13 protein-coding genes are annotated in these 19,478 nt (G+C 60.7%); all 13 read left to right on the forward strand.

Going from position 1 to position 19,478, the window contains the following annotated elements; all coding sequences use genetic code 11:
- Positions 1–312: 312 nt before the first annotated feature.
- Positions 313–1,083, forward strand: a complete 771-nt coding sequence (rfbF, locus tag PP4_RS07110) for a glucose-1-phosphate cytidylyltransferase (protein ID WP_016498534.1) — start codon at positions 313–315, stop codon at positions 1,081–1,083.
- Complete coding sequence (gene rfbG / locus PP4_RS07115) at positions 1,074–2,141, forward strand: CDP-glucose 4,6-dehydratase (RefSeq protein ID WP_016498535.1); 1,068 nt, start codon at positions 1,074–1,076, stop codon at positions 2,139–2,141. The genes rfbF and rfbG overlap by 10 nt, the downstream gene beginning before the upstream one ends.
- Entirely contained in the window at positions 2,134–3,459 is a 1,326-nt protein-coding gene (gene rfbH / locus PP4_RS07120; RefSeq protein ID WP_016498536.1) for a lipopolysaccharide biosynthesis protein RfbH, read from the forward strand. The genes rfbG and rfbH overlap by 8 nt, the downstream gene beginning before the upstream one ends.
- Positions 3,459–4,985 (forward strand): N-acetylneuraminate synthase family protein, encoded by a 1,527-nt coding sequence (locus tag PP4_RS07125; RefSeq protein WP_016498537.1) that lies wholly within the window; start codon positions 3,459–3,461, stop codon positions 4,983–4,985. Before rfbH ends, PP4_RS07125 begins: the two co-directional genes overlap by 1 nt.
- 1 nt (position 4,986) lies before the next feature.
- The gene (locus tag PP4_RS07130; RefSeq protein WP_016498538.1) at positions 4,987–6,816 is read left to right on the forward strand and encodes a thiamine pyrophosphate-binding protein; all 1,830 of its coding nucleotides are present in this window, start codon (positions 4,987–4,989) and stop codon (positions 6,814–6,816) included.
- Complete coding sequence (locus PP4_RS07135) at positions 6,816–7,451, forward strand: HAD family hydrolase (RefSeq protein ID WP_016498539.1); 636 nt, start codon at positions 6,816–6,818, stop codon at positions 7,449–7,451. Before PP4_RS07130 ends, PP4_RS07135 begins: the two co-directional genes overlap by 1 nt.
- 47 nt (positions 7,452–7,498) lie before the next feature.
- Complete coding sequence (locus PP4_RS07140; RefSeq protein ID WP_229610047.1) at positions 7,499–8,482, forward strand: class I SAM-dependent methyltransferase; 984 nt, start codon at positions 7,499–7,501, stop codon at positions 8,480–8,482.
- Positions 8,433–9,512 carry an NAD-dependent epimerase/dehydratase family protein gene (locus tag PP4_RS07145; protein ID WP_231859011.1) on the forward strand — a complete coding sequence of 360 codons (1,080 nt, stop codon included), beginning with the start codon at positions 8,433–8,435 and terminating at the stop codon, positions 9,510–9,512. Before PP4_RS07140 ends, PP4_RS07145 begins: the two co-directional genes overlap by 50 nt.
- On the forward strand, positions 9,509–10,852 hold the full coding sequence (locus PP4_RS07150) for a polysaccharide pyruvyl transferase family protein (RefSeq protein ID WP_016498542.1): 1,344 nt from the start codon (positions 9,509–9,511) through the stop codon (positions 10,850–10,852). The genes PP4_RS07145 and PP4_RS07150 overlap by 4 nt, the downstream gene beginning before the upstream one ends.
- Positions 10,853–10,926: 74 nt before the next feature.
- Positions 10,927–12,093, forward strand: coding sequence for a class I SAM-dependent methyltransferase (locus tag PP4_RS07155; protein ID WP_080642767.1), 1,167 nt, complete (start codon positions 10,927–10,929; stop codon positions 12,091–12,093).
- 5 nt (positions 12,094–12,098) lie between these two features.
- Positions 12,099–13,040, forward strand: a complete 942-nt coding sequence (locus tag PP4_RS07160; protein ID WP_231859012.1) for an FkbM family methyltransferase — start codon at positions 12,099–12,101, stop codon at positions 13,038–13,040.
- Positions 13,037–14,443 carry a glycosyltransferase family A protein gene (locus PP4_RS07165; RefSeq protein ID WP_016498545.1) on the forward strand — a complete coding sequence of 469 codons (1,407 nt, stop codon included), beginning with the start codon at positions 13,037–13,039 and terminating at the stop codon, positions 14,441–14,443. The genes PP4_RS07160 and PP4_RS07165 overlap by 4 nt, the downstream gene beginning before the upstream one ends.
- An 81-nt stretch (positions 14,444–14,524) precedes the next feature.
- On the forward strand, positions 14,525–19,387 hold the full coding sequence (locus PP4_RS07170; RefSeq protein WP_231859013.1) for a glycosyltransferase: 4,863 nt from the start codon (positions 14,525–14,527) through the stop codon (positions 19,385–19,387).
- Positions 19,388–19,478 lie beyond the last annotated feature (91 nt).

Raw genomic sequence — 19,478 nt, forward strand, 5'->3', positions numbered from 1 at the left:
GACCGCTTCGCGGGTAAACCCGCTCCCGCAGCAATGGCGCAAGTTTTAAGTATTGCGCGACACCTGTGGGGGCGGGTTACCCGCGACGAGGCAAGCAAAATTCCCTCCATTATTTATTCTTCCCCGCTCGCCAGTCGGCCAGGGCCGGCCCCGGCATGGGTTGAGCCTTCTCGAGCCCCCCCCCAGTAAACAAAACCGATTTCGCAGCCAGTGCGATCCTAAAGCAGGCATGCGTTTTGCTTTGCCTAGCATAAAGGGCCAAGGGCCAGTTTTTTGTCGCCGCCCCTCCGACCAATGCGGACCAACAGTACAATGAAAGCAGTCATTCTGGCCGGTGGGCTGGGCACACGCATCAGCGAAGAATCTCACCTGCGCCCCAAGCCGATGATCGAGATAGGCGGCAAGCCGATCATCTGGCACATCATGAAGATCTACTCGCACTACGGTATCAACGACTTCGTCATTTGCCTGGGCTACAAGGGCTATGTGATCAAGGAGTACTTCGCCAACTACTTCTTGCACATGTCGGACGTGACCTTCGACATGGCAGAAAACCGCATGGATATCCATAACCGCCACGCCGAGCCATGGCGGGTGACGCTGGTGGATACCGGTGAAAACACCGCCACCGGTGGCCGCCTGAAGCGTGTTCGCGATTACGTGGGCGATGAAACCTTCTGCCTCACTTACGGCGACGGTGTGTCCGACGTCGATATTCCGCGCCTGATCGAATTCCACCGTCAGCACGGCAAGATGGCCACGGTTACCGCCGTACAACCGCCGGGCCGTTACGGCGCCCTGGATGTGCACGGCGAGCAGGTGCGCGGCTTTCAGGAAAAGCCGGCAGGCGACGGTGGCTGGATCAATGGTGGCTTCTTCGTGCTCGAACCTGCCGCGCTCGAATACATCCAGGGTGATGCCACTACCTGGGAAGACGAGCCCATGCGCCGCCTGGCCGAAGACGGCCAGTTGATGAGCCACCTGCACCGTGGCTTCTGGCAGCCGATGGATACCCTGCGTGATCGCACGCTGCTTGAAACACACTGGAAGAACGGCGACGCAGCATGGCAGCTATGGCGTTGAGCCCGGCATTCTGGGCAGGGCGCCGCGTCCTGCTGACCGGGCATACCGGTTTCAAGGGCGGCTGGCTGGCAGTGTGGCTGCGCCAGCTTGGCGCCGAGCTGCGCGGTTTCGCCTTGCCTGCCGCCACCACACCATCGCTGTGGCAGGTCGCGCAACTGCAACAGCAGATTCCAGGTGATTTCGCCGATATCCGTGATGCCTCGGCCCTGGCCCGTGGCCTGCAGGATTTCCAACCCGAACTGGTGCTGCACTTGGCGGCTCAGCCGCTGGTGCGCGAGTCTTACCGGGCGCCGGCTGACACCTACGCTACCAACGTCATGGGTACGCTGAACCTGCTGGAGGCCGTGCGTGGCACGCCCTCGGTACGTGCGGTGCTGGTGGTGACCACTGACAAGTGCTACGACAACCGCGAGTGGCCCTGGCCCTACCGTGAGCAGGATGCCCTGGGCGGCTTCGACCCCTATAGCAGCAGCAAGGCCTGCGTCGAACTGCTGTGCGCAAGCTACCGCGACTCTTTCCTGCGTTCCGCCGGCGTGGCCCTGGCCACGGCACGTGCTGGCAATGTTCTGGGGGGCGGGGACTGGTCTGCCGAGCGCTTGCTGCCGGATATCTTCCGCGCCTGGCAAGACGGTGAAGAAGTGGTCTTGCGCTACCCCCATGCGACCCGCCCCTGGCAGCACGTGCTCGACCCGCTGATGGGCTACCTGCAGCTGGCGCAGGGCTTGCTCACAGACGCCGAGCGATACGCAACTGCCTGGAACTTCGGCCCGGACAGCGCAGGCCTGGCTACCGTCGGCGAAATCGTCCGTCGTCTTGCCCTGCGCTGGCCGGGCGAGGCGCGCTGGTCGGTCGCCGGCGATGCCCAGCCGCATGAAGCCGGTTTGCTGGCACTGGATTCCAGCAAGGCGCGGCAAGTGCTTGGCTGGGCACCGCGCTGGTCGCTGGATGAAACCCTGAAACATACCCTGGACTGGCACCTGGCCTGGCGCGCAGGGCGTGACATGAACATCGTTACCCGCGAGCAGATCGCGGCTCACCAAGGCGGAACCCATGAGTGACAGTACGGCGCAGCAGTTGCGCCAACAGATTGCCGAACTGGTCGGGCGCTATGCCGAGCTGCAGATGGCACCCAAACCTTTTGTCGCAGGGCAGAGCAGCGTGCCGCCCTCCGGCAAGGTGATCGGCGCCGGCGAGTTGCAGTCCATGACCGAGGCCGTGCTGGATGGCTGGTTGACCACCGGCCGCTTCAACGAGGCGTTCGAGAAGCGCCTGGCCAAGTACCTGGGGCGTCGTTGTGTACTCACCACCAACTCCGGCTCGTCGGCCAACCTGCTGGCGTTTTCCGCACTGACCTCGCCACGCCTCGGCGACCGGGCGATCAAGCCGGGTGACGAGGTGATCGGCGTTGCTGCCGGCTTCCCCACCACCGTCAACCCGATCCTGCAGTTCGGCGCGGTACCGGTGTTCGTCGATGTCGAGATGGGCACCTACAACATCGACCCGGCGCTGATCGAAGCGGCCATCGGCCCGAAGACCAAGGCCATCATGTTGGCCCACACCCTGGGCAACCCCTTCGACCTGGGCGTTGTGCGCGCCCTGTGCGACAAGTACGGCCTGTGGCTGATCGAAGACTGCTGCGATGCCCTGGGTTCCACTTACCAGGGCCGTATGGTTGGCGGCTTTGGCGATATCGGCACCCTCAGCTTCTACCCGGCGCACCACATCACCATGGGCGAGGGCGGTGCGGTGTTTACCGACTCGCCGTTGCTCAAGCGCATCATCGAGTCGTACCGCGACTGGGGCCGCGATTGCTACTGCGCGCCGGGCGAGGACAACACCTGCAGCAAGCGCTTCTGCTGGCAAATGGGTGACCTGCCGCAAGGCTACGACCACAAGTACACCTACTCGCACCTGGGCTACAACCTGAAGATCACCGACATGCAGGCCGCCTGCGCCCTGGCGCAGATGGACCGGGTTGATGATTTCGTTGCCGCCCGTAAGCGCAACTTCGCCTGGCTGAGCGACCGGCTGGCCGGTTGTGCGGACCAACTGATCCTGCCGCAGGCCACCCGCGACAGCGACCCGTCCTGGTTCGGGTATCCGATCACCCTGCGCGATGGCTGCGGCATCAATCGCGTCGAGCTGGTGCGCTACCTGGATGAACAGGGCGTGGGCACGCGCTTGCTGTTTGCCGGCAACCTGACCCGCCAGCCCTACATGCAGGGGCTGAACTACCGGGTTTCCGGCGAGTTGCCGGTAACCGACAAGATCATGAACGACACGTTCTGGATCGGCCTGTGGCCGGGCTTGAGCGACGCCCACCTGGAACATGCGGCCAGTCACATCGAAGCCTGGCTCAACCGAGGATCCCAATGATGAGCACCCCTACCGCCAGCGCGGGTACCTTGTTCGACAAACCGCTGTTCATCCTGGAAATGGCGAACAACCACATGGGCGATGTGGCGCATGGCGTGGCGCTGATCCGCGCCTTTGCCGAGGTGTGCAAGGCATTTCCGTTCCGCTTCGCTTTCAAGCTGCAATACCGTGATCTGGACACCTTCATTCACCCGGCGATGCGTGGCCGTGACGATGTGAAGTACATCAAGCGCTTCAGCGAGACGCGCCTGTCCCGTGAGCAGTTCGATAGCCTGGTGGCGGAAATCCGTGCCAACGGTTTCCTCTGCCTGTCCACGCCGTTCGATGAGGCATCGGTGGAGGTGATCGAAGAGCAGCAGCTGGATGCGATCAAGATCGCCAGTTGCTCCATGAGCGACTGGCCATTGCTGGAACGCGTGGTACAGACTCAGCATCCGCTGATCGTTTCCACTGCCGGATCGACCCTGGAAGAGCTCGATCGCCTGGTCAGTTTCCTTGCCCATCGGGAAAAGAACTTCGCCATCCTGCATTGTGTAGGCGAGTACCCGACCGCCGATGCCAACATGCATCTGTCGCAGGTGGATTTTCTGCGCCGGCGTTATCCGGGTGTGCGCGTGGGCTTTTCAACGCATGAAAATCCGGACAATACCGATATCGTCAAGATTGCACTCGCCAAGGGCGCGCGCATTTTCGAAAAGCACGTCGGCTTGCCCACCGAGCAGTTCCCGCTCAACGCCTATTCGGCAAGCCCGGAGCAGGTTCGACGCTGGCTGGAAGCCGCGCAATATGCCTTGCTGCTCTGCGGTGAAGGCGAGCAGCGTTTGCCGGTAAACGAGAGTGAAGTCGCCAGCCTGCGCTCCCTGCGTCGTGGCGTATTTGCGCGCAGGGCCATTGCCGCGGGCGAGGTGGTACAGGCAGACGATGTGTATTTTGCTTTCCCGCCGCAGGATGGGCAGATCACTGCCAATGACTGGTCGAAATACGCCACCTTCACAGCCCAGGCGGATATTCCCGAGCATGCAGCGCTGAGCACGCAGAACAGCACGCGGCGCGATGTGCGTGACAAGGTCTGGGAGATTGTCCAGCGCGTTCGGGCGCAGCTGAGCAGCAGCCACGTGGTGGTACCGGGCCGGGTGGACCTGGAAATATCCCACCACTATGGCCTGGAGCATTTCGACGAGGTCGGTTTGACCATGCTCACAGTGGTCAACAGGGGTTACTGCAAGAAGCTGCTGATGCTCCTGCCGGGTCAGCAGCACCCGGAGCAATATCACCAGCGCAAGGAAGAGACCTTCCACGTCCTGCATGGCGAGCTGACGCTGCAGCTGGACGGTGTAAGTCGTGCCTGCCGCCCGGGCGATGTGGTCACTGTCGAGCCAGGTGTTCGCCATGCCTTCCACAGTCAGGAAGGGGCAATCATCGAAGAGCTGTCTTCCACGCATTTCAGCAATGATTCGTTCTATACCGACGAAGCGATCAATGCCAATCGCGACCGTAAAACCCTCTTGAGCTATTGGATGGACTGACGTGCCTACCCCCTATCGTGTTGCTGACTACATTGCTGACTTCATCGCCGATCTGGGGGTGGAGCACGTCTTCCTGTTGCCGGGCGGAGGTGCCATGCACCTCAACGACGCGGTCGGCAAGCACCCCAACCTGGATGTAGTGGCCTGCCACCATGAGCAGGCCGCCGCGATTGCTGCCGAAGCCTATTGCCGTATCAATGAGAATATCGGTGTGGCCATGGTCACCACCGGCCCGGGTGCGACCAACGCCGTGACTGCCGTTGCGGGCGCGTGGATCGAGTCGGTGCCGTTGCTGGTCATCTCCGGCCAGGTCAAGCGTGCCGACCTGCTGCGTGGCGCGCCCCTGCGGCAGAAAGGCGTGCAGGAAGTGGACATCGTCAGTGTGGTCGAGCCGATCACCAAGTACGCGGTAACCATCCAGCAGCCAGAAGACATTCGCCGGGAGCTGGAGCGCGCGGTCTTTGTGGCACGAGATGGCCGTGCCGGCCCGGTGTGGATCGACGTACCGCTGGACGTGCAGGGCGCGCCGATCGACCCCGACAACCTGGTGGGGTGGGACGAGGCCGCTGCACCCGTTGCAGCGCTGGAGGCGCAAACGCTGGCGCAGATCCGCAGCTTGCTTGAGGGTGCCGAGAGACCGCTGATCCTCGCCGGCCATGGTGTTCGCTTGAGCGGCGCGGCCGCAGCCTTTCGTGATCTGATCGAGTCCATGGGCGTGCCGCTGGTGACGACCTGGAATGCAATGGACCTGCTGCCGCATGAGCACCCATTGTATGTGGGGCGGCCAGGTGTGGTAGCGCTGCGTGCACCGAACTTCGCGGTACAGAATGCCGACCTGCTGATCACCCTCGGCTGTCGTCTGGACAACATCATCACCGCCTATGCACCACGAGACTTTGCGCGCAATGCACGCAAGATCGTCGTTGATGTGGATGCCAACGAGATCGCCAAGCTCGACATGGATATCGATGTCGCCGTTACCTGCGACGCCGCCAGCTTCGTCGACACACTGGCTGCTTCTCTGAAAGGTGTTTCGTTCAGCCGGCCACAATGGTTGGAACGTTGCCGCGACTGGAAGTCACGCTATGGCGTCAACGACGGCAAGCCCTTCGCCGCCAGCGGGCCGATCAGCCACTTCCAGTTTGCTGACTCGCTTTCCAATGCAGTGCCGGAAAATACCCTGGTCAGCACCGGCAGCTCCGGGCTGGCGGTCGAAGTGTTCTACACCGTATTCCGCAATCGTCCAGGCCAGCGTGTATTCCTGACCTCGGGTCTGGGTGCGATGGGTTACGGCCTGCCAGCTGCGATTGGCGCTTGCTTCGCCAACGGCTGCAAGCCGATGGTGGCGGTGGAGAGTGATGGCAGCCTGCAACTTAATATTCAGGAGCTGGCCACGCTACGCGGTTTCAACCTGCCGATCTGCCTGGTGGTGATGAACAACGGCGGTTATGCCTCGATCCGCAACACCCAGCGCAACTACTTCGAAAGCCGCTATGTCGGCACAGGCCCTGAAGCAGGCTTGTGGATGCCGGACCTTGAAGAACTGGCGCGTGCCTACCATTTGCCGTTCAAGCGTATCAGCGATGCCGCCGAATTGGATCAGGGCCTGGCCGAGGCGATGCAAATGCCGCGGCCGATGATTCTGGAAGTCCTGTTGATGAAGGATGAGGCATTGAGCCCGAAAGTCGCCGCGATTCCGCAGGCCGATGGTTCGATGACCTCCATGCCGCTGGAGGATATGTCGCCCTTGCTGCCGCTGGCGGTACTGGAGGAAGAAATGGCTGGCAACATCGCCCCGGTATCGCGCCAGGTTCGGCAGCAGGTCAAGTGATGAAGCGCCACGTCCTGTTCGACTTCGACGGCACCTTGGTTGACTCCGCGCCGGCCATTCTGGCCTGCTTTGCCCGTGTGCTGAAAGCACACGGCCTGCAGGCCATGTGCCCCATAGACGCCAGCCTGATCGGGCCACCCTTGCGCCAGACGCTGGCGACACTCAGCGGTAGTAGCGACGCAGCATTGCTGGATGCCCTGAGCGCTTCGTTCAAGGACATCTACGACGCCGAAGCCTGCCTGGAAACGGCCGCCTATGCCGGGTGCCAGGTGGCCTTGGAACAGCTGCACCAGCAGGGCTTCAATCTGTCCATCGCGACCAATAAGCGGTTGCTGCCAACCCAGCGCATCATTGCGGCATTAGGTTGGCAAGGGCTGTTCAGCGAAGTGTATGCCAGTGACTCCTACCCTGATCGCTATTCGGACAAGGCCGGCATGATCGCTGCCTTGCTGGAGGATGGCGGCATTGCAGCGCAATCGGCTCTCTACATTGGCGATACCGTCGCAGACGGTCGTGCAGCGGCTGCCAATGGTGTCGAGTTCTGGCCCGTCGCTTGGGGTTATGGTCAATTTGCCAGTCATGAGCAGCCATTGCCTTCGCCGCAACAATTGCTGGAACGCCTGGTGCGCGCATGATGACAACCACGACAGCCAGTGCATGCCCCTGCTGCGGATCCATGGAGATGCTGTTGCCCAGCCCGGAGTACACACCCTGCCAGCTGTGTGGGCATCGTTGGCGGCTGCCGATGGACCAGGCGGGCTACTATGAGACGCTGGTTGCACGTAACGATCTGAACACACCTTGGTTCAAGCGCAAGATGCGTGAGCGCGTCGCTGCGGTTACTGACATGCTGCAGACGGGCAGGGAGCGTGTGCTCGAAGTCGGCTGTGCGGAAGGTGAACTCGGGCGTGAGATCAAGGCGCGCTTTGCCGTCACCTATGAGGGTGTGGAGTTGTCGCGAGACGGAGTGCTGGCCCAGCAGAAGCTTGACCGCGTATTCCAGACGCCGACCAGCCAGATCGAGGCAACGCCGTACCAGTTGATCGTGTCCTTTCATGTGCTGGAGCACATCGCCCGACCCGAGCAGGAGCTTGCGGCCTGGTCGAGTCTTCTTGGTGCAGACGGGCGTGTGCTGATCGAGGTGCCGAACCAGGCGGGGCATCCGCTGCTGGCCAGTGATCGCAATCTCGAGCACCTGCACCAGTTCACCCCGGCGTCGCTGACCCTGCTGCTTGCACGTTGCGGCTTTAGTTGTGATGGGGTGTCCGTGGGGCATTACGAATCACCGGTCTACCCGGACTCGATCCGCATCGTCGCCCGCCTGCAACTTGGGGCAGAGCGCCGCGAGCAGCTTCTGCTGCAGCGTTTTCGTGAAAGAACCGGCGGCCCGTTCCTGGTGTACGGAATTGGCGGCGACTACCTCAATTACCTGGCACCGTTAGCCGAGTCGCTGGATATCCACGCCTTGCTGGACTCATCCGAAGCAAAATGGGGGCAACGCCTGGGTAAACACGTGGTGTGTGCCTACGACCCGCAAGTGCATGCGGAATTACCCATCGTCATCTGCTCCATCCGCTTCGCCGCAGAAATCCGTCAGCACCTGCTCAACCTCGGGATTGCAGCGCAGCGTATCATCGGTCTGGATAGCATCTATGAAGACGCCTGATTCCATTCTCGCCGGGGATTTGAGCGGTATTCTCGCCGCCTCGTTGCCTTGGGAGGCCCTGTACGGTCGCCACATCCTGGTCACTGGGGCCTCGGGTTTTATCGGTGGGCACGTAGTCGAGGCCCTGGCCTGGCTCAATCGCCTTCAGCCCCAGGCGAACCTGCATGTGTATGCCCTGGCTCGTGACCTGGAAAAACTGCGTCAACGCATGCCTTGGCTGGATATGCCTGGTGAAGTGACGCCCCTGATCCAGGATGTCACCCAGCCCTGCGGCCTTGCTGCGCGGCTGGACTTCATCATCCATGCCGCCAGCCCTGCCAGCCCCAAGGACTATCTGCAGCGGCCGGTCGATACGATTCGCGCCAATACCGATGGCACCGGGGCACTGCTTGAGCTGGCCCTGGAAAAGCAGGCACGTTTCCTGTTCCTCAGCAGCGGTGCGGTGTACGGCGACAATCCCTGGCAAACCGATGCGATCGCGGAAGGTGATTTTGGCCGTGAAGACCCGTTGGCTCCACGGGCCTGCTATGGCGAGAGCAAGCGCCTGGCCGAAACCCTGTGCCGGGCCTACCAGACCCAGTACGGCGTGGATGCCAGGATTGCGCGAATTTCCCATTGCTATGGGCCGGGTATGCGTCTGGATGATGGCCGGGCGATTTCCGATCTGCTTGCCGATGTACTTCACAATCGGGATATCCAGCTGGATTCCGATGGAAGCGCCTCGCGTCCGTTCTGCTATGTCTCGGACACCGTGCTTGGGCTGTTCCACATCCTGTTTCGGGGTGAAGCAGGCCATGCCTATAACGTTGGTGAAACGCAGGAAACCAGCATCCTGGAATTGGCCGAGAAGATGATTGCTTCAGCCGGTAAGGCAGGGCAGCTCATGGTGAGGCCGAAGGCGCGCAGTGGTCCGGCGCCCGCCGTGAGAAGCGCCGGGCATTTCAATATCGACAAGATCCGCGCATTGGGGTGGGCGCCACTCACATCTCTGGATGTGGGTTTATCCAGACTCTTGCAGGCCAACACATGAACGCTCCCGATTCGCGTCCGACTCTTATTGGTTACCTTCCCCCGCCTGAGGGGATTAAAAAGACAGGGGCCAATTACCAGTATCATTCCCAATTTATCAACATTGGGGATATTGTTTACGCCCATGCCGGCGCGCTGTTGACTTCGGGGCGCAATTTTGAGGCCTGGAACTTTCGGATGACCGCAGAAGAGGTCAATGAACGATTCTCCAAGGTGATATTTTTCATCCCTTGCAGGATTGCGCCGCCTCCGTATGACCAGGATGGTTATCCTTACGCCTACGTTACGGACTTTATCGAAAAACTGAAGATTCCTTTTTTCAGCCTTGGCGAATCCATTCAAGCCAGGGGGTACGATTATCAGCCTGGGTTCCACAAGCAGCTTTCGCCTGCGGTGGTCCGCTATCTGAATGTGATCGCTGATAGGTCGCCGGTGGTGGGGACGCGCGGTTATTATTCAGCGGATGTGCTGAATAGCCTCGGGATCAAGAATGCCGTTCCCTTAGGCTGCCCATCCCTCTACTTGAATGGCCCTGCGCTGCGCACGTCCTTGCTGGAGGTGCCGAGCAACCCTGAAAAGGTTGCGGTGTGCTACTCGAATTATCAGGGCAATCGGCATAGCCGGATCGACGACTTTCTTCGCCTGGCGAGTGAGCAGAATTATTACTATGTCGAGCAGGTCTTTGGCCTGCTTACGCAGGCACTCTATTACCCCGGGAAGGTCAGCGGGGCCGATATCCATGCGGCGCGGCGGTTCTATAAAGACTTGGCGCCTGTGCTTGCCTTGTTGAAACAAAAGCGCGTTCGCTACTTTACAAACTACAGCCTGTGGAAGGAATTCCTCGGGTCGATGGATTTTGTGTTCGGGGCCAGAATGCACGGTTTGACGCCGGCGATCCATGCCGGAAAACCTGCCGTTTTCATTGCGCACGATTCAAGGGTGCGGGAAATGTGCGAGTTCTTTTCACTGCCGTTTGTGGCGGAACATGCACTGCCCGCGTCAATGGATATCAACTTCTTCTTGTCACGCTGTGACTACACCGCAACGCTTTCGCAGTATCAGGACGCGTATGCGCGATTCGTTCAGACGCTACGCGCGCTTGGGCTGGACGGCAATATCGATGCAGCGGGTTCGATTATTGACTGCTGGGAGCCCGCGCCTGACGTGCAGGTGGCCGGCGAGGAGCGAGTCCCCCGTTACTCACCCGAAGAAATGTTTAACCTGGAACAGCAACTTGCCATTTGCGCCGGGATTCCGGACGAGGCCTTTGTGAGGCTTGCCCAGATCCGTGATATTTCTCAAAGTTGGTACCGTTCTCGCCTCAATACACAGGCGGGCTAAGACCGCTCTTTTGGCCAGTTATTGTTGCGTCTTCTGTTTTGGCAAGGCCGTTCGTAAAGTTCAGGGTAGGCGATATGAGAGCGTGTGAAATTTGTGGCGCAAGCCATCTAGAGCAACTGCACCGTCAGCATTTTCTGTTCCCGGGGCTTCCCCAGGCAGTCCATTACGATGTTGTGGCCTGTCGCAACTGCGGTTTTGCCTACGCCAGCGACATTCCGGATCAGTCGGCGCTCGATCAGTTCTATCAGAACGTCGAGCATCACCTGCATGCCGACCTGCCGCCCGGGTTGGCACGTATTCATGGCGATTTCTTCCACTTCGTCCAGCAACATGCAGACTTGGCAAGCGACGCTCGCATTCTCGATATCGGTTCGGGCATGGGTCATTTCCTTGCACATTTCAAACAGGCAGGCTTCCAGCGCTTACTAGGCATGGAGCCCAGCCCAGCTGCAGCCAAGCTGGCGCACGAAATCTACGGAGTAGAGATCAGAAGCGCGACCGTGGATGCTTTCGTCACTGAAGAGCGCTTCCAGTTGATCAGTCTTTGCGGCGTGCTCGAGCATATTGCCGACCTGCGCAACAGCCTGGCGAAGATTGCGGCGCTGCTGGCGGATGACGGCTATCTGTTCATCGCTGTTCCCGATGCCGAAGCCTTCGGCAAGACGCCGCCGGCTGAGCCCTTCCTCGAGTTTGCACTGGAACACATCAACTTCTTCAGTGCTGCCAGCCTCGACAACCTGCTGGCGGCTAACGGCTTCGAGAAAGTGACGGTGATCTCCCAGCACAACGATTTCTACGACAACCATTACCTGCTGGCCATGTACCGCAAGACCAGCCCGGCAGCGAAGCGTTTCACGGTTGATGCTGTGGCGGCTGCCAGCCTGCTCAGTTATGTCGAGCTTTCACGGCAGGTATTGCGCCCGGTGGAAGCGTTGGCCGAGCAACTGGAGGCCAGTGCTGAGCCGGTGCTGATCTGGGGCGCTGGCGCGCTTACCAGCCGGTTGCTCTGCGATACCCGACTGGGCAAGGCCAATGTCTGCGGCATCGTCGACCGGAACAGGAACCTGCAGGGCAAATCCCTGCTCGGTGTGACCATTACCGGCCCCGATGAGCTGGCGCAGCACCAGGGGGCCACGGTCTTCATTGCCAGTACCACTTACGCTGCACAAATCCGCGACACACTGACCCAGCAACATCACTGGCGCGGCAGAATCCTCAGCCTCGCAACCGGAGCCCGGTAATGCCGATGAACACGCTCAACCACATCCGTACGGCCTATGAGGCCGGGGGCTCTGCCAAGCAGGATTACATCGAGGCCATTCACGCGCGGCACGCCAGCCTGTTCGAGTACCCCGAGTTTATCGCCGGTACCGATGTGGAGTCTTTGCGCATTCTGCCAGAGGGCATCTTCGTGCGTTCCCGCTCGCAGCAGATCGAGTTGTTTCTGGACCCCCAGGACCAGCATCTGGTGCCCTGTACCCTGATGAACTTCCGTGCCTATGAAACACAGGAAACCGAGTTCCTCAAAGCCATCACCCAGGAAAACGCGGTGATTCTGGACATCGGCGCCAATTGCGGCTGGTATGCCCTGGCGCTGGCTCGGCATTGCCCGTCGGCGCGGATTCACGCCTTCGAACCGATCCCCCATACCCATGAGATTCTCGAGCGCAACATCCGCCACAACGGCTTGTTCAACATAGAGGCGCACCGGCTGGCCTTTTCAAACCAGCAGGCGACGCTGGAGTTTCTCTACACGCCCAACTGTTCCGGCGCCACTTCCCAGGTCCTGGCCGGGCAACCAGGCAGCCAGGAAAGCCTGCAGAAGGTGTGCTGCCCGGCCACGACGCTGGATAGCTTTTGCGCGCAGCATGAGCTGGCGCCCCAGATCATCAAGTGCGATGTGGAAGGGGCGGAGTTGATGGTGATCCAGGGTGGTGAGGCGATACTCGCCCAACACAAACCGGTGATTCTGATCGAGCTGTTGAGAAAGTGGGCCAGGAAGTTCGACTACCACCCTAACGAGGTGGTGGAGCGGCTCGGTGGTCTTGGCTACCAGGCTTACACCCTGAGCGAAGAGGGGCTACGCCCGTGCCCTGGCATTGACGAGGAAACCCAGGAAACCAACTTTGTCTTTATCCACGGGCAGAAGCACCGTGAAATCCCTGATCTGGTGCGGTCGTTGCCATGAACCCAGCCATTCCGTCGCTGACCGTTGCACTGCTGACCTACAATCGACTGCACTACCTCGAGCAGTCCATCGCTGCCGTCCTGGCCCAGAGCTATGAGGATTTCGAGCTGCTGGTACTCGACAATGGCAGCAGTGACGGGACTGCGGAGTTTATCCTGCGCTTGCAGGACCCGCGAATCCGCTACGTCAGGAATTCCCGCAACATCTCCAGCGTGGAGTTCAACTGCCGTTCGGCTTATCACCTTGCCCTTGGGCGACGGGTGATCGTGACCCATGACGATGATGTCATGGAGCGAGACATGCTTGAACGGCAGATGCGTTTCATGGATTTCCATCCAGAAGTGCGGCTGGTGTGGACTCGCGTCAGTGATATTGATCAGGATGGGGATGCGCTGGTCGGCGAACGCACCCTGCCTGAATCGGAGCGAGTCTTCGCGCCCGGGGAATACATCAGCAGTTTTCTCAAGGAGCGGTTGTGGCCTATGCCCAGCGGCGTGATGCTGGAGCGGGCCGTACTGCCCAGCTTCTATGCGGTACACGCGTGCCTCGGCGACGCGGCTGCCCACAAGAAAACGTTGGAGACGGCAGGTATCGAGGACGTGTTGATGCCGGCGCGCATCAACCGCCGGCATGCTATCGGCTTCCTCGATCAGCCGTTGCTGCGCCGTCGGCTGCACACCAGGCAGTTTTCCCATGTGGCAAGCCTGTCGCTACCAGGGGTCGCTCTCTATCGAGACCTGAAGCAGATTGCCAGGGGCGTGCCTGGTCTGGAGGTAGAGGCCCTTCATTTTGATGCCTACGTGGCGCGCTTTGCGATCCAGGAAGCCATTACCACCCAGGTGGGGCAGGCGATCGACAAGCACATTCTGAAGAAGATTGGTAAAACGGCCGACAGCCTGCAGCGCAACTTGGAACGGGCCCCCGACGCCTTTCTGGCGGGCTTGCCGGTCTTCCAGCTCGCCCAGCTTCTGTTGCTGGGCGACCAGGTGTGCCCGCTGGACAAGTTGTCGGTTTCCGGGCATGCCAGCGCTACCCGGCAACTTCTGAAATGGACGCGCAAAACCGTTGAAAACCCGGGCGCGAGCATTCTGGCCGGCCTGGAAGGGCGCAGGATCATCATCTTTGGTAGCGCCTTCATCGCCGCATTGCTGATCCTTGAAGCCAGAAACAAAGGTGGACAGGTCGTCGCCTGTGTCGACTCCAACCTCAATCGCCAGGGCACGCAAATGCTGGGCGTGCCCATCCAGCCCTTGGCCTGGATGAGTGAGCAAGTGGGGCAGGACGATGTCGTGATCATCAGCTCCGAGCGGGACCATGAACATTACATCGAAGCGCTTGTCCGCCAACATCTCACGGCGCCGGCACGCATCGTGTCGTGGAAAGAGCTGACGGAATCTGCGTGACTCAGGGCATACAGGCTTCGTGCCTACAGGCGCCATGTCGCTTGACGCAAGCGAGCAACATTTTTTGGGGGAAGTGACAGCATGACGAATTGGGCTTTGATCGCAGGTGGACGTTGTACCGGGCAACCTTGGCGAGTGCTGGTTGCCGGGTTTTGCCTGGACGATGAGCAGGCCTTCCTGCTGTCCGATGCGGACTGGCAAGAACTGCAACGACAATTGCCGCTGCAGCCCCTGGCGGCCTATGGCTTGGGCAATGGGCTGGTGTTCGAGCGAGCTACCGAAGCCGCCGCAGAGTGCGATGGCGTCTTTCTGATTGCCCACCCTCGTCAAGCCAATGCCTTGTTCGCGTTGCCGTCACAGGCGCGGCGTTATCTGCTGCTACGTTCTTCCGAGCAATTTGCGGCGCTACGGGACGAAACCTGCTTCAGCAAGGTTCTGATTCCGGCAAAGGGAGAGCCTGTCAGTACTTCGAGGGTGCACATCGATTACTTGAAACTTCCCGATGCGCCCGGATCCGATGCGCAAGCGTGGCCACTGACGCGAGAAGCTGAAGACCGCGACCATTCCAGGAATTACCATTGTTCGGCGGACTTCTGGCTCTATAAAGTCACCACTGCAATCGCTGATGATGCTGCTGCCGTACGGCAGTTCGAGCCGCTGCTGAGTGTCGTTATTCCGACGTACAACTATGGGCGCTATCTTGCCCAGTGTGTTCAGTCGGTGCTCGATCAGGGTGTGGACAATATCGAGATCCTGGTGCTGGACAACGCTTCCACGGACGATACCGCCGAGGTAATGGCGGCATTCGCGGGCAACCCGAAAGTGCGTTACATACGCAACCGATACAATTACGGCCCGGGTTACAACTGGCGAAATGGCCTGCGTATCGCGCAGGGGCGTTACTTCACGTTCCTTTCCGCCGACGACTATTTCAATCCGGGCCATCTGTCGCGGCTGTTGCCTACGCTGGAGAGCCAGCCCAACGTGGCGGTTGGCTATACCGGCATTCGCTGGGTCGATGGTTCGGGGCAAGCATTGAACCAGCCTCGTCACCCCGGCTACCGCAATGGCGACTATGTCGGCGGGCGTAATGAAGTCGCTGATCTGCTCATCTACGACAGTTACATGACGCCTTCGGCCGTCATCTACCGGCGTGAGGTTTTTTGCCGGGTCTGGAATCCAGGCAACAGCTACGGTGCCGGCGACTGGGAAATGGTCGTGCAGATGGCGGAGCGTTACCCCGATTTCGCCTACGTCGATATGCCGGGTGTCAGCTATCGCTGGCATGGTGCGCAGTATTCGAGCGGGTTTTATGCCTCCAGCGAGCCATTGATGGGGCACCTTGCCATTGTCGAGGGGGTATTCGAGCGCAATGCGCAGCATCACCTTCACGGGCGTGAGCGCGAGGTGGCGGGGCACCTCAAGCGGCGTCTGGATCTGTATCCTGACGAGCAGGGTTCCGAGCTGGGGGCCCGGGCACGCCGGCTTTGCCAGCGCCTGGAAGAACAGGCGCGGCAGCAAGAACAGACGTTGTTCTCTGTTATCCTGACTACATTCAACCGCCCGCAATTGCTCAAGGATGCGCTGAACAGCATTGCTCATCAGTCCTTCAAGGACCTTGACGTCATTCTGGTCAACGACAATGGCGACCCGGTCGAGTCGCTGCTTGCTGAGTACGATTTCCCGATCACGTACATCCGCCAAGGCCGCAATCGCGGCCCTGCTGCGGCCCGTAATACCGCTTTGCACCTGGCCCGTGGTCGGTATGTCGTGTATCTGGACGACGACGACCTGTACCTGCCTGACCACCTTGAAACACTGGCCAAAGCGCTGGATACCCACCCTGACAGTGTGGTGTACACGGATGCAGTGTTCATTCAGGAAACGATTGCGGCGGGCAAGCGGACCGAGGTGGCGCGTGAACAACGTTATCCACACGAGGCATACTCTCGGGAGCGTTTGCTGGTAAACAACTACATCCCGATCAACACCTTTGCCTGCCCACGCGCGCTTGCACTTGCCGTGGGGGACTTCGACGAGTCGCTGGCAGGCTTGGAGGATTGGGATTTCCTCATGCGCCTGAGCGCGCGAAGCGCCTTCCATCATGTGCGCAGCGAGACGGTGGAAGTCCGTATGCGCCTGGATGACAGTGCGCCTGCACGACGTTCCGAGCAGGCACTGAAAGATTACCCAGCGCTTTATCGCGAGTTGTATGCGCGCCATGGCGACTTTGGCAACGAAGAAGTACAGCGCGGGCGCCAGCAAATGCTGGAGCATCTCGGCGACAAGCCCAAGGCGTTGACGCTGCAAACCTGGCTGGCCGAACGCGTTCCGGATGCCATACAGAGCCGCTTGATCGCACAGCGTCTGCACGCGAATCAGGGTGGCCCTGTGATCGGGGTAATCGTGGTGGACGCTGACGGGCGCGCCGATGCATTGAAAGCTTCTCTGCAAAGCCTGGGTAGCGATCACTGCCTTTATTCCACGCTGAAAATTGTGGCGCTGACGTCGGGCGAGGCGCCCGCGACTTCGGCGCAGGACAAGCTGCATTTCATGCGTCTGACCGATGCCAGCCTGAGCGATCAGCTGAACCAGGCAGTTCAGGCGGGTGAGTTCGACTGGTTCATGCTGGTAGAGGCGGGGAGTGAGTTCACTGCAAGTGGCTTGCTGATTGCCGCGCTTGACCTGTTGGCGGCGCCTGGCTGTCGGGCCGTTTATGGTGATGAAGGGTTGCGTTCCGATGGAGCGGAAATGGGCGCTGCGCTGCGCCCTGATCTCAACCTTGATCTGCTGCTCAGTTTGCCGGCGAGCCTGTCACGCCACTGGCTGTTCAACCGGCAGGTGTGGCTGGAAATGGGCGGCTTCCGCCAGGAGGCGGGCCAGGCATTCGAGCTGGATTACATCCTGCGCCTGATCGAGTCCGCTGGCTTCCAGGGGCTGGGGCATATCAGCGAGCCGTTATTGGTCTGTGATGCCCCGTCGCTGCGCGACTGCCCGGACGAACGCGGGGTCATTCAGCGCCATCTGCATGCACGCGGTTTTGCCCAGGCGCGCGTCGGGTCTCGTCTGCCAGGGCGTTATGATCTCGACTATGGCGCCCGCGGCGACGCACCGGTCAGCATCCTCATCCTGCTCCAGGGCAACAGCACTGAGCGGGTGCAGCGTTGCATGGAAACCATTCTGGAGAAGACCACCTATCGAAACTACGAGGTGCTGCTGCTGGCGCGTGATGATGCCGGCCCGGCAGTAAACGGCTGGCTCGACAACGTTGCCCGGCTTGGCACCGATGCCATTCGTTGCCTGCGATTCCCTGCCGGCATGGCGCCTGTGCAAATGCGCAACCAGGCCGCCGGGCAGGCCCGTGGTGATTTCCTGCTGTGGCTGGACGAAGGCGCTGCGGTGCTCGATAACGATTGGTTGCAGCAGATGCTCAACCACGGCATGCGCCAGGAAGTCGGCGTGGTGGGGGCCAAACTGCTGGCGGGGGACGCTACCATCAGCCATGCCGGTTTCGTGCTCGGCCTGAATGGCCCTGTTGGCGAAGCTTTTGCCGGTCAGCCGATGGACGCGTCCGGCTATCTGCAGCGCCTGCAAGTGGACCAGAACTATGTCGCCGTGAGCGGCAAGTGCCTGCTGGTGAACAAAAGCCTGTTCCTGGAGGCGGGCGGTTTCGACGAGTCCCCCGAGTTGCAGCGCTGGACGGATGTTGATCTGTGCCTGCGCCTGCACCGTGGCGGCTACCTGAACGTGTGGACGCCGCGTGTTCAGTTGCTGCTAAGTGAGGATGCTGTAACGCCGGCCACCGCAGCAGAAGAAGATGCCTTGTATGACCGCTGGCTGCCTATACTGGCACGCGACCCGCTCCACAACCCGAACTTCTCGCTGTCTTCCAGCAATGGCCTCGGCCTGGCGCCCTCCGGTCTGAGCTGGCGACCGTTGTCGTCCTGGAAACCGCTGCCGACCATCCTCGCCCATGCGGCGGACCGAGGTGGGTGTGGTAACTACCGGGTCATCCAGCCGCTGGATACGCTCAACCGCGAGGGGCTGGCCGAGGGGGTGGTGGCGTGGAATTATCTGGCGCCTGCGGAGCTTGAGCGTTATCAGCCCGACAGCATCATCCTGCAGCGCCAGGTTGGCGACGAGCAGATTGAGCATATACGCCGGATGCATGCGTTTTCGCGGGCCTTCAAGGTCTTCGAGCTGGACGACTACCTGCCCAACCTGCCGCTCAAGAGCGTGCACAGGGCGCACATGCCCAAGGACATTCTGCGGTCCATACGTCGCGGTCTTTCCCATGTGGACCGCTTTGTCGTCTCCACGCAGCCGCTGGCCGAGGCCTTCGCCGGCGTACATGGCGATATCCGCGTGGTACCCAACACGCTGGATACCCGCTACTGGAGCGGCCTCAAGGCCCTGCGCCGGCAGTCGCGCAAACCGCGCGTCGGCTGGGCGGGTGGGGCGAGCCATACGGGCGACCTGGAAGTGATCGCGGACGTGGTCAAGGAATTGGCCAACGAGGTGGAGTGGGTGTTCTTCGGCATGTGCCCGGACAAGCTGCGGCCTTATGTTCATGAGTTCCACCCGAGTGTCTCGATTGAGCAATACCCCGCGACGCTGGCCAGGATGAACCTGGACCTGGCCCTGGCGCCGGTCGAGCAGAACCTGTTCAACGAGTGCAAGAGCAACCTGCGTTTGCTGGAGTACGGCGCCTGTGGTTTCCCGGTGATCGCCAGCGACCTGCGTTGCTACCAGGGCTACAGCGATTTGCCGGTCACACTGGTAAAGAACCGTTTCCGAGGCTGGGTAGATGCCATTCGCATGCACATCTCTGATCTGGATGCCTCGGCGAAGGCGGGCGATGCACTGCGCAATGCAGTGCTGGGCGGCTGGATGCTCGAAGGCGACAACCTGAGCAACTGGCGCAAGGCCTGGCTGCCGGACTGATACACGGCGGTCGCCTGTGCGGGCCTCTTCGCGGGTAAACCCGCTCCCACAGGTACAGCGCAGGCCCTGAGCTTTGCGCAGTCCCTGTGGG

This window comes from Pseudomonas putida NBRC 14164, from assembly GCF_000412675.1.
GTDB classification, from domain to species: domain Bacteria; phylum Pseudomonadota; class Gammaproteobacteria; order Pseudomonadales; family Pseudomonadaceae; genus Aquipseudomonas; species Aquipseudomonas putida.

What these genes read in the sequence shown, in the direction of transcription:
- PP4_RS07135 (WP_016498539.1), top strand. Translation starts at nt 6,816, where the DNA reads ATGAAGCGCCACGTCCTGTTCGACTTCGACGGCACCTTGGTTGACTCC.
- PP4_RS07150 (WP_016498542.1), top strand. Translation starts at nt 9,509, where the DNA reads ATGAACGCTCCCGATTCGCGTCCGACTCTTATTGGTTACCTTCCCCCG.
- PP4_RS07125 (WP_016498537.1), top strand. Translation starts at nt 3,459, where the DNA reads ATGAGCACCCCTACCGCCAGCGCGGGTACCTTGTTCGACAAACCGCTG.
- PP4_RS07165 (WP_016498545.1), top strand. Translation starts at nt 13,037, where the DNA reads ATGAACCCAGCCATTCCGTCGCTGACCGTTGCACTGCTGACCTACAAT.
- rfbH (WP_016498536.1), top strand. Translation starts at nt 2,134, where the DNA reads ATGAGTGACAGTACGGCGCAGCAGTTGCGCCAACAGATTGCCGAACTG.
- PP4_RS07160 (WP_231859012.1), top strand. Translation starts at nt 12,099, where the DNA reads ATGAACACGCTCAACCACATCCGTACGGCCTATGAGGCCGGGGGCTCT.
- rfbF (WP_016498534.1), top strand. Translation starts at nt 313, where the DNA reads ATGAAAGCAGTCATTCTGGCCGGTGGGCTGGGCACACGCATCAGCGAA.
- PP4_RS07155 (WP_080642767.1), top strand. Translation starts at nt 10,927, where the DNA reads ATGAGAGCGTGTGAAATTTGTGGCGCAAGCCATCTAGAGCAACTGCAC.
- PP4_RS07140 (WP_229610047.1), top strand. Translation starts at nt 7,499, where the DNA reads ATGCTGTTGCCCAGCCCGGAGTACACACCCTGCCAGCTGTGTGGGCAT.
- PP4_RS07170 (WP_231859013.1), top strand. Translation starts at nt 14,525, where the DNA reads ATGACGAATTGGGCTTTGATCGCAGGTGGACGTTGTACCGGGCAACCT.
- rfbG (WP_016498535.1), top strand. Translation starts at nt 1,074, where the DNA reads ATGGCGTTGAGCCCGGCATTCTGGGCAGGGCGCCGCGTCCTGCTGACC.